This is a genomic window from Micromonospora sp. NBC_01740 (genome assembly GCF_035920365.1).
Taxonomy (GTDB): Bacteria; Actinomycetota; Actinomycetes; order Mycobacteriales; family Micromonosporaceae; genus Micromonospora; species Micromonospora reichwaldensis.
This window is the reverse complement of record NZ_CP109150.1, coordinates 3,672,632-3,690,208: the sequence shown is the minus strand read 5'-3', so window position 1 is coordinate 3,690,208 and position 17,577 is coordinate 3,672,632. Positions and strand designations below refer to the sequence as shown.

At 69.6% G+C, this 17,577-nt stretch carries 13 protein-coding genes; 7 read left to right on the top strand and 6 right to left on the bottom strand.

The features are described from left to right. The first annotated feature begins 43 nt into the window (after positions 1-43). From OG989_RS17160 to OG989_RS17135, 6 genes are all read left to right on the top strand, one after another. Positions 44-3,052, top strand: coding sequence for an NB-ARC domain-containing protein (locus tag OG989_RS17160; protein ID WP_327027569.1), 3,009 nt, complete (start codon positions 44-46; stop codon positions 3,050-3,052). 987 nt (positions 3,053-4,039) lie between these two features. Further along, on the top strand, positions 4,040-4,252 hold the full coding sequence (locus OG989_RS17155; protein WP_327027568.1) for a hypothetical protein: 213 nt from the start codon (positions 4,040-4,042) through the stop codon (positions 4,250-4,252). A 296-nt stretch (positions 4,253-4,548) separates the two neighbouring features. After that, positions 4,549-5,259, top strand: a complete 711-nt coding sequence (locus OG989_RS17150; RefSeq protein WP_327027567.1) for a sugar transferase — start codon at positions 4,549-4,551, stop codon at positions 5,257-5,259. Further along, on the top strand, positions 5,256-6,404 hold the full coding sequence (locus OG989_RS17145; protein ID WP_151455459.1) for a DegT/DnrJ/EryC1/StrS family aminotransferase: 1,149 nt from the start codon (positions 5,256-5,258) through the stop codon (positions 6,402-6,404). The genes OG989_RS17150 and OG989_RS17145 overlap by 4 nt, the downstream gene beginning before the upstream one ends. Beyond that, the gene (locus OG989_RS17140; RefSeq protein WP_132235840.1) at positions 6,401-7,045 is read left to right on the top strand and encodes an acetyltransferase; all 645 of its coding nucleotides are present in this window, start codon (positions 6,401-6,403) and stop codon (positions 7,043-7,045) included. Before OG989_RS17145 ends, OG989_RS17140 begins: the two co-directional genes overlap by 4 nt. A gap of 149 nt (positions 7,046-7,194) precedes the next feature. Next, positions 7,195-9,066 carry a nucleoside-diphosphate sugar epimerase/dehydratase gene (locus OG989_RS17135; protein WP_327027565.1) on the top strand — a complete coding sequence of 624 codons (1,872 nt, stop codon included), beginning with the start codon at positions 7,195-7,197 and terminating at the stop codon, positions 9,064-9,066. 62 nt (positions 9,067-9,128) lie between these two features. Here OG989_RS17135 and wecB read toward each other — a convergent pair whose 3' ends face one another. From wecB to OG989_RS17115, 4 genes are read right to left on the bottom strand one after another with little or no spacing between them, the layout of a single operon-like run. Beyond that, the gene (wecB, locus tag OG989_RS17130) at positions 9,129-10,253 is read right to left on the bottom strand and encodes a non-hydrolyzing UDP-N-acetylglucosamine 2-epimerase (protein ID WP_327027564.1); all 1,125 of its coding nucleotides are present in this window, start codon (positions 10,251-10,253) and stop codon (positions 9,129-9,131) included. Continuing rightward, positions 10,250-11,488, bottom strand: coding sequence for a glycosyltransferase family 4 protein (locus OG989_RS17125; RefSeq protein WP_327027563.1), 1,239 nt, complete (start codon positions 11,486-11,488; stop codon positions 10,250-10,252). The genes wecB and OG989_RS17125 overlap by 4 nt, the downstream gene beginning before the upstream one ends. Beyond that, on the bottom strand, positions 11,485-12,612 hold the full coding sequence (locus OG989_RS17120) for a polysaccharide biosynthesis C-terminal domain-containing protein (protein WP_327027562.1): 1,128 nt from the start codon (positions 12,610-12,612) through the stop codon (positions 11,485-11,487). The genes OG989_RS17125 and OG989_RS17120 overlap by 4 nt, the downstream gene beginning before the upstream one ends. Continuing rightward, positions 12,606-13,646, bottom strand: a complete 1,041-nt coding sequence (locus tag OG989_RS17115) for an SDR family NAD(P)-dependent oxidoreductase (RefSeq protein ID WP_305069292.1) — start codon at positions 13,644-13,646, stop codon at positions 12,606-12,608. Before OG989_RS17115 ends, OG989_RS17120 begins: the two co-directional genes overlap by 7 nt. Before the next feature lie 194 nt (positions 13,647-13,840). Between OG989_RS17115 and OG989_RS17110 the strand changes: the two genes are divergently transcribed. Then, positions 13,841-15,196, top strand: a complete 1,356-nt coding sequence (locus OG989_RS17110; RefSeq protein ID WP_327027561.1) for an O-antigen ligase family protein — start codon at positions 13,841-13,843, stop codon at positions 15,194-15,196. Here OG989_RS17110 and OG989_RS17105 read toward each other — a convergent pair. Together OG989_RS17105 and OG989_RS17100 are read right to left on the bottom strand one after the other, a co-directional pair. Beyond that, the gene (locus OG989_RS17105) at positions 15,083-16,261 is read right to left on the bottom strand and encodes a glycosyltransferase family 4 protein (RefSeq protein ID WP_151455452.1); all 1,179 of its coding nucleotides are present in this window, start codon (positions 16,259-16,261) and stop codon (positions 15,083-15,085) included. The two genes, OG989_RS17110 and OG989_RS17105, sit on opposite strands and share 114 nt — an antisense overlap. Beyond that, positions 16,239-17,456, bottom strand: a complete 1,218-nt coding sequence (locus tag OG989_RS17100; RefSeq protein WP_327027559.1) for a glycosyltransferase — start codon at positions 17,454-17,456, stop codon at positions 16,239-16,241. The genes OG989_RS17105 and OG989_RS17100 overlap by 23 nt, the downstream gene beginning before the upstream one ends. Positions 17,457-17,577: the final 121 nt, after the last annotated feature.

The window sequence follows — 17,577 nt, the reverse complement described above, 5'->3', positions numbered from 1 at the left end:
TTGGAAAATTACAGATCCAGTTAGACGTCGGAAGCGAGAGTCGATGGGCGGCCGAGAAGCAATCCGCGGCTTTGAGTATCAGTTCCTGCAAGCTCTTGAGTACAGTCTCGATTCGATTTCTGCTGAGGATCGGCGCGCCACGACGTTGTTCGTTGAGGAGCCACCAAGAGACGATCCGAATGCCGATGCCGAGATTGTCGACTTTGCACTGAACTCCGACGACAGGTGCCTCCTTGCGGTGCAAGTCAAAAGTGGGAGCGAGGCATCGACCATCTCCGCCTCGGAGGCAGTAAAGATCATTCTTAGACTAGTTAGCGTAAAGGCGGATTCGTACTTGCTGCTAACTAATCGAGCTGCGGGACCCGGGCTCGGAGCTTTGCAACGCGTTCTAACTAACCCACCATCAGACGCCTCCAACCTCCGTGCTGAGATTCTTTCCCTCGTAGCGAAGGCAAAGAGCGTCTCCGAAAACCTACCGCCCACCGACTCGATGGTGTGGGAGCGAATCGCTCGCTGCAGAATCCGAATCGACGAGCGGAGCCGATATGAGGTACGGAGTGCATTACGTGAGAAGGTTCGAGTTCTCCGTCGAAGGTTCTCAGATGCCGAATCGGTTGGGTGGGATGCCGCTGGTCTCCTACTTGGATATCTTGTTTCCGAAGTCATCGCCAAGGCGGCGGCGCAAGGCGAACCGCGCATACCCTTCGCCACGCTAAAGCGGACGTTGTGCATCGATGCAGTCACATTAGCTGACGCGATCGGGCACCGAGGTTGGACAGAGTACGTAACAGTTCCCGCTCGTCAGCCCGACATTGCGCGCCCTGAGATGCTTGAGGAAATCGAAGGCTCGCTGCCGACTCCAATCACCAACATGCGCCTTCCTGTGTGTGTATTGAGCGGCCTTTCTGGAATTGGAAAGACGAGCTTAGCCGCAGCGTGGGCGGCCGACCGCAGCGACTCCTACGCCGCTGTTTTGTGGGTGGATGCGAGCAGCACGGAATCGTTGAACCACTCCTTCTCGGTGATCGATCAGTGGTGTCTGGCTCAGGTTCCCTCGGCGAAATTCCAAACAGACCTCAAGCAGCGAATACATCTTGCGCTCGCCCAGCTGGGCCAACCATGGCTGCTTGTATTTGACAATGCTATCGAGTATCCGCAGGTAAGAACATGGCTCCCCACCGCGGGATTGGGCCATGTTCTTATCACGACCACCGATCAGACGGCATGGAGCGGCCCTCGCGTCAGCAAAATCGTCGTCCCTCCCATGACCCAGGATCAAGCCCTTAACCTTATCTCGACAAGGCTCGTTGGCCGTGAGGGGAGCACCGACGAATCTGAGGGCCAGCTCCGGGGGTTCGTTGAATACCTTCAACGCTGGCCGTTGGCACTGGAACTCGCGGCTGCATATTTGAGGGAATGTTATGGGGATACCGACGGAATTGGAAACTACAAGCGTGCGCTGGTGCGCGCCCTAGACGATGAGAACTCCGTGCCGCTCGGCTACCCTCAGACCCTTGCCGCAGCAATCCGGTTGGCGTGGGGCCGCATGCGCGTTCGAGGCGATATAGACATAGCGGCGGAATGTGCGTCTAAGGCTTTGTGGTTTGCTGCCTATATGTCATCCAGACACATACCGGTGCACCTTTTGCTGATGTGTATCTTTCTCGACCCAAAGTCGGCGCTTCAGCAGGGCCTGACTGGGCCAATACCTTACAGAGGTGAGAAGGCCCAAATTGGTGAAATTGTTAGAGCGATGCGGAAAGAATCGCTTGTTGCGGTGGATAGTCCCCTGAATTTCGAGCGCTCGGCGGAGGGGCCATCCTCGCTTAACTACACAATATCCATGAACGAAGTTGTGCAAGAGGTTCTTCGGGAGGAAGCCCGCAGGTCGGGAATCGAGGAGGACATTGTCACTCAAGCCGCGTTCTTCGCTCAGTCCTGGCTCGCGGGTCTCATCGATGCAGGCCGGTATGACCTAGTCGGACAGTTCCTGGAGCAGTGCATTGCCCTCGGCGATTACGGCGACCACCAGCGTTTTGACAATAACAACCTCGCGCTGCTCTGGGGAAACACTGCAGGCGCCCTCATGTTTTACGAGGATTGGCACAATGCAGAGCGGTGCCTGCGTTCTGAAATGCGCTACCTGACAAGCGCTTCGAATCCAGATCCACTTATCGACCTGCAAACACATTGTCAGCTCGCCTACTGCATCCTGAGGCGGGCCGAGAGGCCGCCGCTGGTAATCAGTGAGGTAACAGATCTGCTGGAGGCAGGGCTAGAGCGGGCGGACGCCGCCAGGGTCCGTGAAGTAGATGCGGTTTGCGTGCAAATCTCGAATGCGACGGCGGTCGCAAATGAGCTCTTCATGGACTGGGGTCGAGACGAGCGCGTGGGTGGAGTGCTGGAGAAGCTGCGTACTTACAACGACACCCTCCCTTCGACGGGGCTCAGTAAGGTTCAGAACGAAATCATCAAGGTAAACGAGATGCTGAGATCGCCGTCGGATGCGGCAGTGACCGGCAGATACATTGAAACCCTGCTTGAGAGCGAGCACACAGGCCAGCATACCGTCACCTTGCTGAGGCTCTTGGCTGAGGCGAAAGCCCAGAGTCATGATTGGATAGGTTGCATCGAGGTATTGGATGGTTTTTCGCAAGCAGCGACCAGCTTAGCGATCGCCTACTTGGACTTAACGAACCTCGTTCTTGGCACGGCTTACTTCACAGTTACGTACGAGGTTGCCGGCGATCCCGGTGCTTGCAACGCTCTCGAACGGGCTTTGACACTTGCCATGCAGTACGAGCACGCGGGTGGCCGGTTTCGGCCGCATGACAGGGCTAGGCTGCTCGTCTATCAAGCTTTCCTGGCCGTGACAGAGGGTCAATTCGCCCGGGCTCTCGCACATGTGGAATTGGTCGACGAACGAGATTTGTCAGAAGCCCAGGCAGGTAAGCATATTGGGCCTCTGCAGCTATACCACGTGATCTGTCAGTCGCTGCGGACGTGTGATCCGGCCCTGCTTGATCACAAGCTTGAGCAAGGGGGCGGCTAAGCTTGAACAAGAGAAAGAGATCCGCACGTGGCAACCGTCGCACCCAAGCCTTCTCGAGTGGATTGACGAAGGCGACCCCTGAGGCCGATGCGCCTACTAGACAAACACCAGCGGGGGCCGGAACGGCGCCTCGTCAAGTCCCAGCGACCGCCGCCAAGCCCGTGCCGGTGAAGCTTCCCGTGTATCCCGAAAATAGGCGCCGCTTATGGTCTAAAGAAGCGCTGCCGATGGACGTTCGGTTACTCTATGCGGTGCTTTCGGCTCAGAAGGAACTGGAGAGTGAGTTCTATTTCAGGCCCTCGTCGACGGTGTGCGCTGAGCTCGCCCGGGCTCTCGAGATCCTCGGTTATGAGTCGGTCATTGTTCCGGTCGTTGCTCAGCTATTTGAACACAATTCTGAGATCGAGCTCTTGGCGCAACCTGCAGGTGACCCGATTGCGATCATCGGCGGCAGGATAGGCAGATCCGGGCCAAGACTTTCGACTAGATTGCGGGAACGCCACTATCTCGTTTATGCCCCTGCTTTCAAGCGGCTAATTGACCCGGCAGCGTTCTACAGCAGAGAGGTTCGGGATCTGCTTTTCCGCGATAACTCCTTGATGGCTCCAGCTCTAGTTCCTGTTCGAGGCGAAGAGCTGTTGAAGGGTAGACATCCTATCGGGTTTGTTAGGCGCCCATACCTCACGGCTTACTCTATCCATGATGACTGGCGCGACGCCCAAGCCCACGTTCGAGGGGACACGAATGCTGAAGTTGAGCCGAGAGCAGTCTCGATCGCTTGGCGGGCGGCGTCGGTTGTCGCGATGATGCATGCGGCCATGCCGGGATTTATGAGCGGACTAAACCCTGAGCTCTTGCGCATTATTGGCGCTTCGGCTAGGAGCTAGGGCATGAGTCCGGTTCCACCCGATGAAAGCGACGCTCGCGCTTAGAGCGAACTACACCGCGGTCGTTCTGCACTGACACGGAACGCCTGACACACGTGGGATGCTCGCCTGTGTCTTCAGTTGCGATGCGCTGTTCGAGACTGGCTACATCAGCGTCAACGAGCACGGCTACATCGTCACGAGCAGCTCGGAGCCAGAGCACGTGGCAATCGCCAGCAAGCTGGCCGGCCTCGAAGGTCGACCCGTCAACGCCCACACGAAGGAGAGTGCGCCTTACTTCGCCTGGCACCACTCGAACACGTTCCGCAGCTGACGGCGCTTGATCAAACAGCACAAGCTCGGCTCAGATGAGCGCCGCGATGTGAACGCCGCGGCGGCAATACAGCAGCGAAGTACAGCAACCGATCGAGCTGCAACAGCTACCACGCGGCCGCCAGGAGCTAGGTCGAGGGGCACGTCTTCGGTGTCGGGCCGCGTCCTGACGGGCGGTTGCGCGGTTGACCTGTCGGGATCGGCGGCCAGTGTCGCGATTCCGCACCGCTGGCGTGTTCGCCCCTGTTAGAACGTGTTTGTCAACTGGTGCCCGACTCTGCCCTGGAGGTCGAAGCCTTGCCTGGTTCCGTGGACACGCCGGGAAGAAGCCTCGCGGAGCGGCCCCGACCGGAGGCCCTGAAGCGGGCGATCGACGTGCTGGCGGCCGCGGTGCTGCTGGCGCTGACCGCGCCACTGGTCCTCGTCGTGGCGGTGCTGGTGGCGGCGGGACTCGGTCGGCCGGTGCTGTTCCGGCAGCCCCGCGTGGGGCGGCACGGCCGGGTGTTCGAGCTGGTCAAGTTCCGTACCATGCTCCCGCCGGATCCGCTGCGGGGACGGGTGCGCGACGGGGACCGGCTGACGCCGCTGGGGCGCTTCCTGCGCTCCACCAGCCTGGACGAGCTGCCGACGCTGTGGAACGTGCTGCGCGGCGACATGAGCCTGGTCGGCCCCCGTCCCCTGCTCACCGAGTATCTGCCGCGCTACTCCCCCACCCAGGCCCGCCGGCACGAGGTTAGGCCGGGCGTCACCGGGCTGGCCCAGGTGCGTGGCCGCAACAGCCTGGGCTGGGAGGAGAAGCTGGACCTGGACGTCTGGTACGTCGACCACCGCAGCCTGCGGCTGGACCTGTCGATCCTCGCCGCGACCGTCCGCACCGTGCTGCGCCGCGAGGGGATCTCCGCAGCGGGCTCGGCCACGGCTCCCGAGTTCCTCGGCACGCACCCGCCCGCCCCGGCAGTGCCGGGACCGGACGCCACCCTCACCGTCCCCGCCGGAGGTGGCCGATGAGCGGGACCATCCACCTGTCCCCGCCCGACGTCGGGCCGCTGGAGGAGTCTTACGTCGTCGCGGCCCTGCGGTCCGGCTGGGTCGCGCCCGTCGGCCCGGACCTCGACGCGTTCGAGCGCGAGGTCGCCACGCGGGTGGGCACGCACGGGGCCGTCGCCGTGAGTTCCGGCACGGCCGCGCTGCACCTGGCGCTGCTCGGAGTGGGAGTCGGGCCCGGCGACGCCGTCATCGTGCCGACGCTGACGTTCGTGGCGAGCGCGAACGCGGTCCGCTACGCCGGTGCCCGGCCGGTCTTCGTCGACTGCGACCCGCACTCCGGGAACCTCGACGTGGCCCTCGTGGACGAGCTGATCCGGGCACTCGTCCTCCGGGGGCAGCGCGTCGGAGCGGTCGTCCCCGTCGACCTCTTCGGCAGCTGCGCCGACCACACCGCGCTGGCCCCGGTCTGCGCGGCGGCGGGCGTACCGGTGGTCGAGGACGCCGCGGAGGCCCTCGGCGCGACCCATCACGGCCGGCCCGCCGGCTCCTTCGGGCAGGTGGGCATCCTCTCCTTCAACGGCAACAAGATCATGACCACCTCGGGCGGCGGGATGCTCGTCTCCGACGACGCGGCCCTGCTGGCCCGGGCCCGGTTCCTGTCGACCCAGGCCCGCGAGCCGACGCCGCACTACGAGCACCGCGAGACGGGCTACAACTACCGACTGAGCAACCTGCTCGCCGCGTTGGGCCGCGCCCAGCTCGTCCGGCTGGACGGGATGATCGCCCGGCGCCGGCACCTGCGCGACCAGTACGCCAAGCTCTTCGCCCCGGTCCCGGGTGTGCGGCTGCTCGGCGTGGAGGACCCCGGCTCCAACTGCTGGCTGACCACCATCGCGGTCGACCCGCGGCGGGCCGGCTGGCGGGCCGCCGACCTGGCCGCCCACCTGGCGGGGCGGGACATCGAGACCCGCCCGGTCTGGAAGCCGATGCACCTGCAACCGGCGTACGCCGACGCCGAGTGCCTCGTCACCGGAGTGGCCGAGCGGCTGTTCGCCGACGGGCTGGCCCTGCCCAGCGGCAGCGCGATGAACGAGCGGCAGGTCGGCCTCGTCCTCGCCGCCGTCGACGAGTTCCTGGCGGCCCGTACGGGAGGGTCGACGGCGTGACGGTCCCGCTGGTGGTCGTCGGCTGCGGCGGGCACGGCCGGGAGGTCCTCACGATCGCGCGGGCGATGGACGTCGCCGCCGGCCGGCCACGCTGGCGCCTCCTCGGGTTCGTCGACGACCGGCCCTCCGAGGAGAACCTGAAGCGGGTGCAACGGCTCGACGTGCCCTATCTCGGCGGCGTCGCCTGGCTGCGCGACGCGCCCCCGGACGCGCACCACGTCATCGGCATCGGCGACCCGCGCGTCCGGCGGGCGGTCGCCGCCCGGGTCGAGGCGTACGGCACGCCGGCGGCGAGCCTCGTGCATCCGGCGGCGACGATCGGGCCGGACACGGTGCACGGCCCGGGCCTCGTCGCCTTCGCGGGGGCCCGGGTCACCACCAACGTCACGCTCGGCCGGCACGTGCACCTCAACCAGAACGCCACGGTCGGGCACGACTGCACCCTCGCCGACTTCGTCTCGGTCAATCCGCTGGCCGCCGTCTCGGGCGACTGCCACCTGGCGGAGGGGGTGCTGGTCGGCACGACGGCGGCCGTGTTGCAGGGCCTGCGGGTGGGCCGGGACAGCACCGTCGGGGCGGGCGCCTGCGTCGTCCGGGACGTGCCGGACGGTGTCGTGGTCAAGGGCGTGCCCGCCCGTTGACCCGACGAGCCCTCGGCCCTGCGGACGAAAAATCGGTCATCCAACCCGAAAGACGCCAAAAATCATGTTCGGGCATGTATCAACCTAAAGAGCCCTAAAGCTCCTTCCGCCCTGTGGCGGAAGCCCTCGGAGACGGACAGGGAGCACAGATGCCGCCCGAAACAGAGGCCACCCGACTCGGTGAACAGAGTTCACACCGGGCCAGGGCGCGTCGCCGCACAATCGGATTCCTCGCCACCGACAGCACCGCCTGGGTCGGTGGGTTCACCGCAGCGGTCTGGTTCCGTTACGAACTCGACCTGGCCTCCGGCCAGCTCGCGCGCGCCGCCACCTGCGGCATCCTCGCCGCCGTCGTGCACGTCGCCGTCGCGGCGGTTCGCCGGATCTACTCCGGACGCCACCCGCTGGGCAGCCTTCAGGAGGTGCAGGGGGTCGCGGGCACGGCGGCCACCACGGCCGCGATCATGCTGATCGGGCTGCTGCCGGCCGGCGTACGACCGGTGCCGGCGAGCACGCCGCTGGTCGGCGGCGCCCTGGCCCTGTTGTTCATGCTGACCGCCCGGTTCACCTACCGGCACCGCCGTGACCTGGCCATGCGGCCCGACGCCCGGTCCTCCAACCCCGTGCTGCTGTTCGGGCTCGGCGACGCCGGGCAGGGGCTGCTGCGGGCCATGCTCGGCGATCCGCGTGGACGCTACCGGCCCGTGGGCGCCCTCGACGACGACCCCGACAAGCGGGACCTGCGCATCGGCGGCGTACGCGTGCTCGGTGGCCGTCAGGACGTGGCGGCGGCCGTACGGCGCACCGGCGCGACGACGGTGATCTTCTCCGTCGCCAACGCCGACGCCGCGCTGATCCGGCAGATCCGCGAGGCCACCCTCCGGACCGGGGCGACGTTCAAGGTGCTGCCTCCGGTCCGGGACCTCGTCGACCACCGGATCACCGTCACCGACGTCCGCGACGTGCAGATCGACGACCTGCTGGGCCGCCGGCAGGTGGTCGCCGACATGGCGCTGAGCGGCAACGGGCTCAGCGGTCGACGGGTCCTGGTCACCGGCGCTGGCGGCTCCATCGGCTCGGAGCTGTGCCGGCAGGTGATGAAGGCGGACCCGGGCGAGCTGATGATGCTCGACCGCGACGAGTCGGCCCTGCACGGCCTGCAGATGTCGCTGGCCGGACGCGCCCTGCTGGACGGCCCCGAGCTGATCCTCGCCGATCTCCGCGACGACGAGGGCATCCGGCGGATCATCCGCGAGCGCCGGCCGGACGTCATCTTCCACGCCGCCGCGCTCAAGCACCTCACGCTGCTCCAGCGGCACCCCGGCGAGGCGGTGAAGACGAACGTCTGGGGCACCCTCTCCGTGCTCGACGCGTGCCGCGACGTGGCCCGCTTCGTCAACATCTCCACAGACAAGGCGGCCGACCCGATCAGCGTCCTCGGCTACTCGAAGCGGATCACCGAGCGGCTGACCGCGCACGCCGCCTCCCGGTTCCCCGGCACCTTCCTCAGCGTCCGCTTCGGCAACGTGCTGAGCAGCCGCGGCTCGGTGGTGACCGCGTTCCAGCGGCAGATCGAGCTGGGCCACCCGCTCACCGTCACCCACCCGGAGGTGACCCGTTACCTGATGACGGTGCAGGAGGCGGTGCACCTGGTGTTGCAGGCCGCCGAGATCGGCCGCGACGGGGAGGCGCTGGTGCTGGACATGGGCGAGCCCGTCCGCATCGCCGACCTGGCCAGGCAGATGGCCGAGCAGGCGGAGAGCGGCGTGCCGATCGTCTACACCGGGCTGCGCCCCGGCGAGAAGCTGCACGAGGACCTGTTCGGCACCGGCGAGACCGACACCCGGCCGCTGCACCCGCTGGTGTCACATGTAGCGGTGCCGGCCCTGGACCCGATCGAGGTCAGCGGGCTCGACCCGTACGACGATCCGGAGAAGGTGGCCGCGCAGCTCGCCGCGCTCTGCGACCACCCGGTCGTGCCGGTCCCCCGCGCCTCGGTGCAGGTGCCGTTGTCCCGCTGACGCGCGCCACACGGTGAGGGCCGGCGACCGGAGCTTCCGGTCGCCGGCCCTCGCGGTACGGGTCAGCGGCGGATGCCCGCCCAGTCGTGGTGCCGGCGGACGGTGGAGAGGATGAAGTCGACCACCCGGCGGGAGGTGTCCGGGACCCGGTAGTCGACGGGGCACGGCACCCCCTGGGCGGCGACCTGGGCCACGGTGACCTCGACCGCCTCCACGACGCCCTGCGGGTCGAGCCCGGTCATGATGATCCCGCCGGCGTCCAGCGCCTCGGGGCGCTCGATCGACTCGCGCAGCGTCACCGCGGGGAAGCCGAGGATCGCGGCCTCCTCGCTGATCGTGCCGCTGTCGGAGAGCGTGCAGAACGCCCTGGTCTGCAGGTGCACATAGTCGAAGAGGCCGAACGGCTCGTGGAACGCGATCCCGTCGAGGGCGGTCGCGTCCGGCGCCAGCGCCTCCAGCCGCTTTCGGGTACGCGGGTGCGTGGAGACCAGCACCGGGTGCCCCCACCGGTCGCGGACGGCCCGGAGGCAGTCGAGCAGGCGCTGGAGGCGGTCCGGCTGGTCCACGTTCTCCTCGCGGTGCGCACTGACCACGAAGTACCGGCCGGGTACGAGGTCGAGCTGGCGCAGGACGCCCGACGCGGCGACGTCGGCGCGGTAGTGCTCCAGCACCTCCCGCATGGGCGAGCCGGTGTGCAGGATCCGGCGCGGGTGCAGCCCCTCGGCCAGCAGGTTGCGCCGCGCGTGCTCGGTGTAGACGAGGTTGAAGTCGGCGACGTGGTCGACGAGCCGCCGGTTGGTCTCCTCGGGGACGTTGAGGTCGAAGCAGCGGTTGCCGGCCTCCATGTGGTAGACCGGCACCCGCATCCGCCGGGCCATCAGCGCGGCGATGCAGCTGTTGGTGTCGCCGAGCACGAGCAGCGCGTCCGGTCGGGTCTCGGCGATCGCCGTCTCCATGCCGACCAGCACGCCGCCCAGCACCCGGCCGAGCGACGAGGTGTCCACCCGCAGGAAGCGGTCCGGCTCGCGCAGCCGCAGCTCCTTGAAGAAGACGTCGGAGAGGGTGCTGTCCCAGTTCTGCCCGGTGTGCACCAGCAGGTGGTCCACGGTGTCGTCGAGCCGGGCGATCACCCGGGACAGTCGGATGATCTCCGGTCGGGTGCCGACCACCGTCATGATCCGGGTCATGCCCGTCCTCTCTCTGCTGCCAGCTTGGTCATGATGTCCTCGAACTGGTCCACGCCCACCCGCAGCGACATGCGCTCCTGGTAGACCCGTCGGGCCCGGCGGCCCAGTTCCGCCCGGGCGTCCGCGGACTCGGCCGCCGCGACGGAGAAGCGCGCGGCGAGCGCACGCCAGTCCCCCGGCGGGGAGACGAGGCCGACCCCGGCCGAGCGGACCAGGGCCGCGGCGTCGCCGCCCACCGACGCGATCACGGGGCTGCCGCAGGCCAGCGCGGCCTGCAACTTCGACGGGATGCTGCCGCGCAGCGCGGGCAGGTCGCGCAGGCAGATCAGCTGCCAGTCGGCGGCGGCGTACAGCGCGGCCATCCGTTCGGCGGGCCGCCGGCCGACGAACCGCACGTTGTCGGCGCCGAGCTCCGCGGCGAGCCGGCGCGCGGCCTCCTCGCCGGCCCCGGAGCCCACCAGCACCAGGTCGATCCGGTCGCGCACGACGGCCGCCGCCCGGATCGCGGTCTCGATCCCCTGCAGGAGGCCGATGTTGCCGGCGAACATCACCGTGCAGCGCCCGCGGTGGCCGAGCGCCGCGCGGGCCTCGTCGGTGGCCGGCACCGGCCGGAACAGCGCGTCGTCGGTCCAGTTCCACACCACCCGCACCCGGTCCGGGTCCGCGCCCCGGGCCACGACCAGGTCGGCCATCGCCGGCGAGATCACCACCACGGCGCCGGCAAGGCGGTACGTCGCGCGCATCAGTGCGGCGACGCCGCGTTCCAGGGCCCGGCCCGCCCGGCCGGCGGGCGCCATCCCCGAGCCGAGCACCGACTCCGGCCACAGGTCCTGGACGTGCAGCACGATCGGCGTACGCCGGGCCAGGCGGACCAGCGCCGCCGCGGCCGCCGAGGTGGGTGGCGGGTGGTAGACGTAGGTGACGTCGACGCCGGCCAACCAGCGGACGCCGCCCAGCGCGCTGCTGGCCCCGAAGGACAGGTGGCTCAGCGCGCGCCGGGCGGCGGACGTGTCGTGGCTGGCATAGGCGGGCACCCGCCGCACGGCGACCGGCCCGTCGGCCTCGGTGTGTCGCCAGCGCTGCCGCCAGCCGGGGAAGATCCGGCCGTGCGGATAGCTCGGGAAGGTGGTGAGCACCCGCACGTCGTGGTCGCGTTCGGCCAGTTGCCGCGCCAGGTTGCCGGGGATGAACACCCCTTCGGGCGGGTACCACTGGCTGACCAGGCCGATCCTCACGGGACGGCCACGGCGCGCTCCGGCCGGCCCGCCTCCACCGGCTCGGGCCAGGTGTCCGGCCGTTCCGGGTCGAACAGCTCGTTCGTCCAGAACATGGTGACCAGGTCGTCGCCGCCGGTGTTGACCAGCTTGTGCGCCCACATCGTGGGCATGTCCACGAGCACCGGCTCGTCGCCGGAGACCGCGAACCGCACCACCCCGGTGTCGCCGACGCGGCGCAGGCTGATCTCCGCCGTGCCGCGCAGCACGACGAAGCGCTCCACCTTGGCCAGGTGGAAGTGCTCGCCCCGGGTGATGCCGGGGCGCGTGGTGGAGCAGAAGGTCTGGCCGCCTCCCCCGTGCGTCCGGACCGTCTCCACCAGTTCGCCCCGGGCGTCCGCCCGGCGCGGCAGCGCCAGCGGGTAGTGCGCCGGGAAGCAGTGCGAGCGGTAGGTGTTGAACAGCCGCACGTCGTGCCGGTCCACCAGGGCCGGCAGTTCCCCCGTGCGGTAGGTGGCGGCGACGTCGGCGAGCCGGTCGGCGAGGGCCCGTACGCCGGTCCGCAGCGCCGGCATGGCGGGGTCCCAGGAGCCGCCGGCCGGGACGCCGACGAGCCGGGCCGCCGCGTCGGTGACGTGCACCAGGCTCAGCTCGCGGTCGCCGTGCACCTCCGGTTGCCCGCCCTCGGCGAGCAGCCGGCAGAACGTCGCGACCGCTGAGTTGTAGTACGGCCGGCCGTGCTCGCCGTACAGGTTGGGCAGCAGGACGTCGTCGAACGGCAGGCCCGTGTCGGCCAGGAGGCCGGCGGCGGCGGCCTTGGCGTCGCCGTAGGGGGTGCCGTTGCCGGCCTGCACCGAGTTGGCGAAGACCACCGCGCCGGGGGGCGTCGGGCAGTGCTTGAGGCCCTGCGCGAGCTGGGCGGCGAGCTGCACGTTGCCGGCGGCGACGTCGGCCGGCTCGCCCCGGTTGACCCCGGCCAGGTGCAGCACCCGGTCGACGCCGTCGAGCTTCGCCGCGACCCGCTCCGGGTCGGTCAGGTCGGCCCGCGTGACGACGACCGGCTCCGGCCGGCCGAGGACACGCAGCAGCACCCGCACGTGCCAGCCGAGGAAGCCGCCGGCGCCGGTGACCGCCAGCCTCAGCACGCCAGCACCGGGTCCCGCAGGGCCAGCTCCGCGCGTACCTCCGGCAGCGTCCTCAGCAGCTCGACGATCTCCGGTACGCCCAGCCGCGGCGCGTTGGCGGAGTTGAAGTCCTCCCGCGGCCCCCGGCCCAGCTCGCCCTCGGAGACGTAGAGCGCGTAGTTGAGGTCGCGGGCGTCCAGCGGCACCCGGAGGAAGTCGCCGAAGTCGTCCGCCTGGGCGAGTTCCTCCCGGCTGGCCAGCGTCTCGTCCTGCTTCTCGCCGTGCCGTACGCCGATCACGTCGAGCTTCGCGGGCACGTCGAAGAGTTCGCAGACCGCCTCGGCCAGGTCGCCGACGGTGCAGGCGACGGCCTTACGGATGAAGATGTCGCCGGGCCGGGCGTGCTGGAAGGCGTGCTCGACCAGTTCCACCGAGTCGTCCAGCGACATCAGGAAGCGGGTCATCCCCGGGTCCGTGACGGTGGGCGCCCGGCCCGCCTTGATCTGCTCGATGAACAGTGGGATCACCGAGCCGCGCGAGTACATGACGTTGCCGTACCGGACGCAGGAGACCGTCGTCGCGCTGTTCGGGTTGTTCCGGGCGTGCGCCTGGGCGACCTTCTCCATCATGGCCTTGCTCATCCCCATCGCGTTGACGGGGTGGACGGCCTTGTCGGTGCTCAGCACGACCACGGAGCCGACGCCGTTACGCTCCGCCGCCTCGACGACGTTGGCGCTGCCCAGGACGTTGGTCCGCACCGCCTCCAGCGGGAAGAACTCGCAGGAGGGCACCTGCTTGAGGGCCGCCGCGTGGAAGACGTAGTCGATCCCCCGGCTGGCCCGCAGCACCGAGTCGTAGTCGCGTACGTCCCCGACGTGGTAGCGGACCCGGTCGTCGCCGAGCTGCCGGCGCATGTCGTCCTGCTTGGCCTCGTCGCGGCTGAGCACCCGGACCTCGCCGACGCCACGGTCGAGGAGGCGGCGGACCATCGTCTTGCCGAAGGAACCCGTGCCGCCGGTGATGAGTACCCGCTGGCCGTTGGAATTTGTGGTCACTCCCGCTCCCATGTCGGTTCGCCGTGCCCCGCCCCGTACGCCCGGCGGGTTCGTTGTGAGGAACGACCACTCCCGTACCGGAGAAACGCCTTTCATCCGACAATCGCTACGAATGCCCGCTTCATTAAGGAATAGGTGGGAGACTCGGCGAGCAGCGGATATGCCGCCTGGCCACCGACACGAAGGACTACAGCGTGGGCGACGTACCTCCAGGCCTCCTGTCCGGACCCGCCCGCTCGCCCGGCACGCACCGGCGACGGGCCCATCGGCGTTACGCCACACTGGTCAGCGTCGCGATCGTCAGCGTCGTCGCCCTGATGGTGGGCTGGTCGGTGGACCAGACCCCGCTGGGCCCCGCCCTGTTGGCCGCCGTCGTCCTCAGTGGTCGCATCCCCCGGCCGGGGCTGGTCGACGTGCTCGCCCTGCTGCTCGGCGTGTGGGTGGTCGCCAGCCTCGGGTGGACGCTCGACACCTCGGCGACCCGCAGCACCGTCTACCTGTACGGCACCTGCCTGCTGCTGCTGGTCGCGGTGCGGCACATCGTGACCACCACCCGCGATCTGCTCGCGGTCGGCGTCGCGTTCATCGCCGGCTGTCTCATCCGGGCGGTCGAGCTGATCCGGGCACCCTCCACCGGCGGCGACCTCGACCGGACGGGAGCCTTCGACCTCAGCGTCCGGTACGGCATCGAGGGAGTCAACATCAACCTGACCGCCTACACGATGGTCGCCGGAATCCTGCTGGCGGTGTTGCTGGGCAGCGTCGGTGGGCTGCCCCGCGCGGTCCGCCTCGCGCTCTACGCGTGCGTGCCGCTGCTGGGCTACGCGGTGCTGCTCAGCGGCACGCGGGGCGCGCTGGCCGCGCTGCTGCTCGGCGCCGTCTACCTGGTGTGCAGCCGGGCGGCCCCCCGGGCGTGCTGGCTGGTCGCGGCGGTGGTCGTCCCGGCGGTCCTGCTCCTGGTACCGCTCGGCCTGGGCGAGGCGACGATGCTGCGCCTCGACGGCCTCGTCGCCGACCGGGCGACCGGTGACCTCGCCGGCCGGATGCTGGTCTGGCCCGAGGCCGTCGCTGTCTGGGGGCAGTCCCCGCTCGCCGGGATCGGGGCGGGCGCGTTCATGGCGGTCAGCTCCTGGGGAATCGGCGCCCACAGTCTGGTCCTCACCCTCGGCGCCGACCTCGGGCTCGTGGGCGTGCTGTGCTACGCGGCCGTCCTGGCCGCCGCCATTTGGCCCGTCGGGCGCGCCTCCCGGCTCGGCGCGCGGCTGGCCGGGCTGTTCCTGGTGATGTTCCTGCCGATCTGGCTCACCGGGCACTGGGAGGCCGCCCTGGCCGCCTGGCTACCGCTGGCGTTGTTCTCGCTCGTGCCCGCCCTCACGGCCGACCCGTCGAGCCGCCCGCACGGCACCGGCGGCCGGCACCACCGCAGAGACCACCGGTCAGGACCCGACGGGGTGCTTCCCCGGAGCGGCGGCCGGCGGCCGGCGGTCGTGCCGGGGGGAACCAGCGACCCGACGCCACAGGTCGGTGTGCTGGCGCAGCACGCTCTGTAGCCCGTAGAGCCGGTGCACCCGGGCCCGGGCCCGGTCGGCCAGCTCAGCACGGCGCGCCGGGTCGGTCATCAGATCCCGCAGCGCCGCGGCGAGGCCGGCGGGGTCCGAGGGCGCGACGACCACCCCGCTGTCGTCGCCGAGGATCTCGGCGGTCGCCCCCACGTCGGTGGCGACGACCGGGCAGCCGAGCGCCATCGCCTCGACCACCACGTTGGGGAACCCCTCGGTGTGGCTGGGCAGGACGAACAGGTCGCAGCGGGCCATCATGGCGAGGACGTCCGGGTGCGGCAGCTCGCCCAGGAAGGACACCGACGCCGGCGGCTGGTGCCGCTCGGTCACCGATCGCAGGTAGGCCGGATCGGCGGGGCCGACGAAGAGCAGCCGCCAACCCGGCTGCGCGGCCGTCCGCCACGCGGCCAGCAGGTCCTCGACCCCCTTGGCGTGCAGGAACCAGCCGACGAACAGCACCGTGCGTTCCGCCGGCGCGGGGTTCCGGTGTGGCGCCGGAAGCCGGTCGAGGTCCACTCCGTTCGGCATCCGCCGCACCCACACCGTGGGGAGCTGGTTGCGGACGGTGGACTCGGACGCCTCGTCGAGGACCAGAACGACCGTCGCCAGCCGCATCGCCGAGGCCATCGACCGCCACTCCCGACTGCCGCGCCCCGCGATCTCGGGGATCCGCCCGAAGTGCAGGTGGTAGACGGCCGGTCGCCGGTACACCCGGGTGATGAGCAGTAACGCCAGGTCCCGGAGGACGCCGGGGCCACCGGACGAATGCAGGTGCACGACGTCGGTCCGGCCCGCGGCCAGGACGCGGCGCAGTGCCACGGCGCCGGCCGTGAGCTGGCGTACCCCCGCCGTCAGGCGTCGCCCCGGCACGAGGTCGTGCACGCCGCGCCACCGCTGGGCGATGTCGACCACCTCGATGTGGACCTCCGGATCGTCGCGGAACCGGTCGACCAGCATCGCCACCCCGCGGGCGATGCCTCCCATCGGTGGCGGCAGGGGCCCCACCACGCACACCCGCATCCGCTCCGGCATCTCAGTGCCCCCGGTGTCCGGCACCCGTTACCTCCTGTACAGAATCGAGCAGCCGGGCCAGCGGTTGTGCGTACGCCCGGACGTCGAAGGAGTCCAGCGCCTGCTCCCGGGCGGCCTTGCGCATGAGCAGCCGTTCCTCGGCGGTCAGCCGCACCGCCCGGTGCAGCGTCGCCGCCAGCGCGGCCACGGAGTGGTCGGTGCAGACCAGGGCATTGACGCCGTCCTCCAGGTAGCGGCCCAGGTCGCTGGTCAGGTTGCAGATCACCGGGGTGCCGTTCGCCATCGACTCGCAGACCTTCGTCGGGAAGCCGGCGTTGGCGTAACGCGCCGGCGGCCGGAGCAGAACGCTGAAGTCGGCCTCGCGCAACAGCTGCGGCACCGTCCACTGCGGCACCCGGCCGACCACCTCCACCATCTCCGGCGGGTCGCCGCCGAGCAGATCGCGCAGCTGTTGGCGGGACGGCCCCACCACCCTCAGCCGCAGCCGCGCACCGGAGCGCGCCACCGCCTCGACCGCCTCGACGACGGTGCCGAGCAGGTCCTTGCGGCCGGGGGTGCCGGCGTAGACCAGGGTGAGCCCGTCCCACCCGGTGGCCGGGGTCTCCGGTGTGCTCGCCAGCTGCCGCACGTCGAGGGTCGGCGGCACCCGCACGACCTGGCAGCCCCGCTGCCGAAAGTGCTCCTCGAGCAGGGTGCTGATGGCGATGACGCCGGAGCAGCGCGGGTAGTGGTGGCGCAGGGCGAGCTTCGCAGACAGGTGCAGGGGGCCCAGCGCTCCGCCGACCAGTTGCCGAGGGCTGTACCACTCGACCACGTCGACCACCAGCGGAATCCCGTGGCGCCGGCACCACCGGCGCAGGTGGACCATGTACGGCGTCCCGCCGCCGTAGACCACGACATGTGACGGTCGGGTCGGTTGCGCCGCCAGCCAGGCGACGGTCCGCGCTCCCCAGCGGAGGAGCACCTGGGTCGCCCTGGCCGCCGGGCTCGCCCCGGCGGGCGGCAACTCGCCCACTCCGACGTGGGTTATCGTGCCCGGCCCCGTCACGACGTCGACCGGTCGAGGCTCGGCCGGGGTGTGCTCCCCGCCGACCACCACCACGTGCCGGCCGGCCAGGGCCAGCGACCGGGCGATCCCGTCGACCCGCCGGGAGCATGCCTCGCCCCACGGGTAGCGGAACGGCCCCACGTACGCCACCCAACCGGATGAATCCGTCATGGCACTGTCCTCTCCGGCACCGGGCCGGGTACGGCCACGGCGGAGACCTCCGCCGGGCGGGCGACGAAAGCCCGGGTCACCGGGCCCCTGCTGTGGTGGCACCGCGACCAGGCGCGGCCGG

What these genes read in the sequence shown, in the direction of transcription:
- OG989_RS17160 (WP_327027569.1), top strand. Translation starts at nt 44, where the DNA reads ATGGGCGGCCGAGAAGCAATCCGCGGCTTTGAGTATCAGTTCCTGCAA.
- OG989_RS17155 (WP_327027568.1), top strand. Translation starts at nt 4,040, where the DNA reads ATGCTCGCCTGTGTCTTCAGTTGCGATGCGCTGTTCGAGACTGGCTAC.
- OG989_RS17145 (WP_151455459.1), top strand. Translation starts at nt 5,256, where the DNA reads ATGAGCGGGACCATCCACCTGTCCCCGCCCGACGTCGGGCCGCTGGAG.
- OG989_RS17135 (WP_327027565.1), top strand. Translation starts at nt 7,195, where the DNA reads ATGCCGCCCGAAACAGAGGCCACCCGACTCGGTGAACAGAGTTCACAC.
- wecB (WP_327027564.1), bottom strand. Translation starts at nt 10,253, where the DNA reads ATGACCCGGATCATGACGGTGGTCGGCACCCGACCGGAGATCATCCGA.
- OG989_RS17100 (WP_327027559.1), bottom strand. Translation starts at nt 17,456, where the DNA reads ATGACGGATTCATCCGGTTGGGTGGCGTACGTGGGGCCGTTCCGCTAC.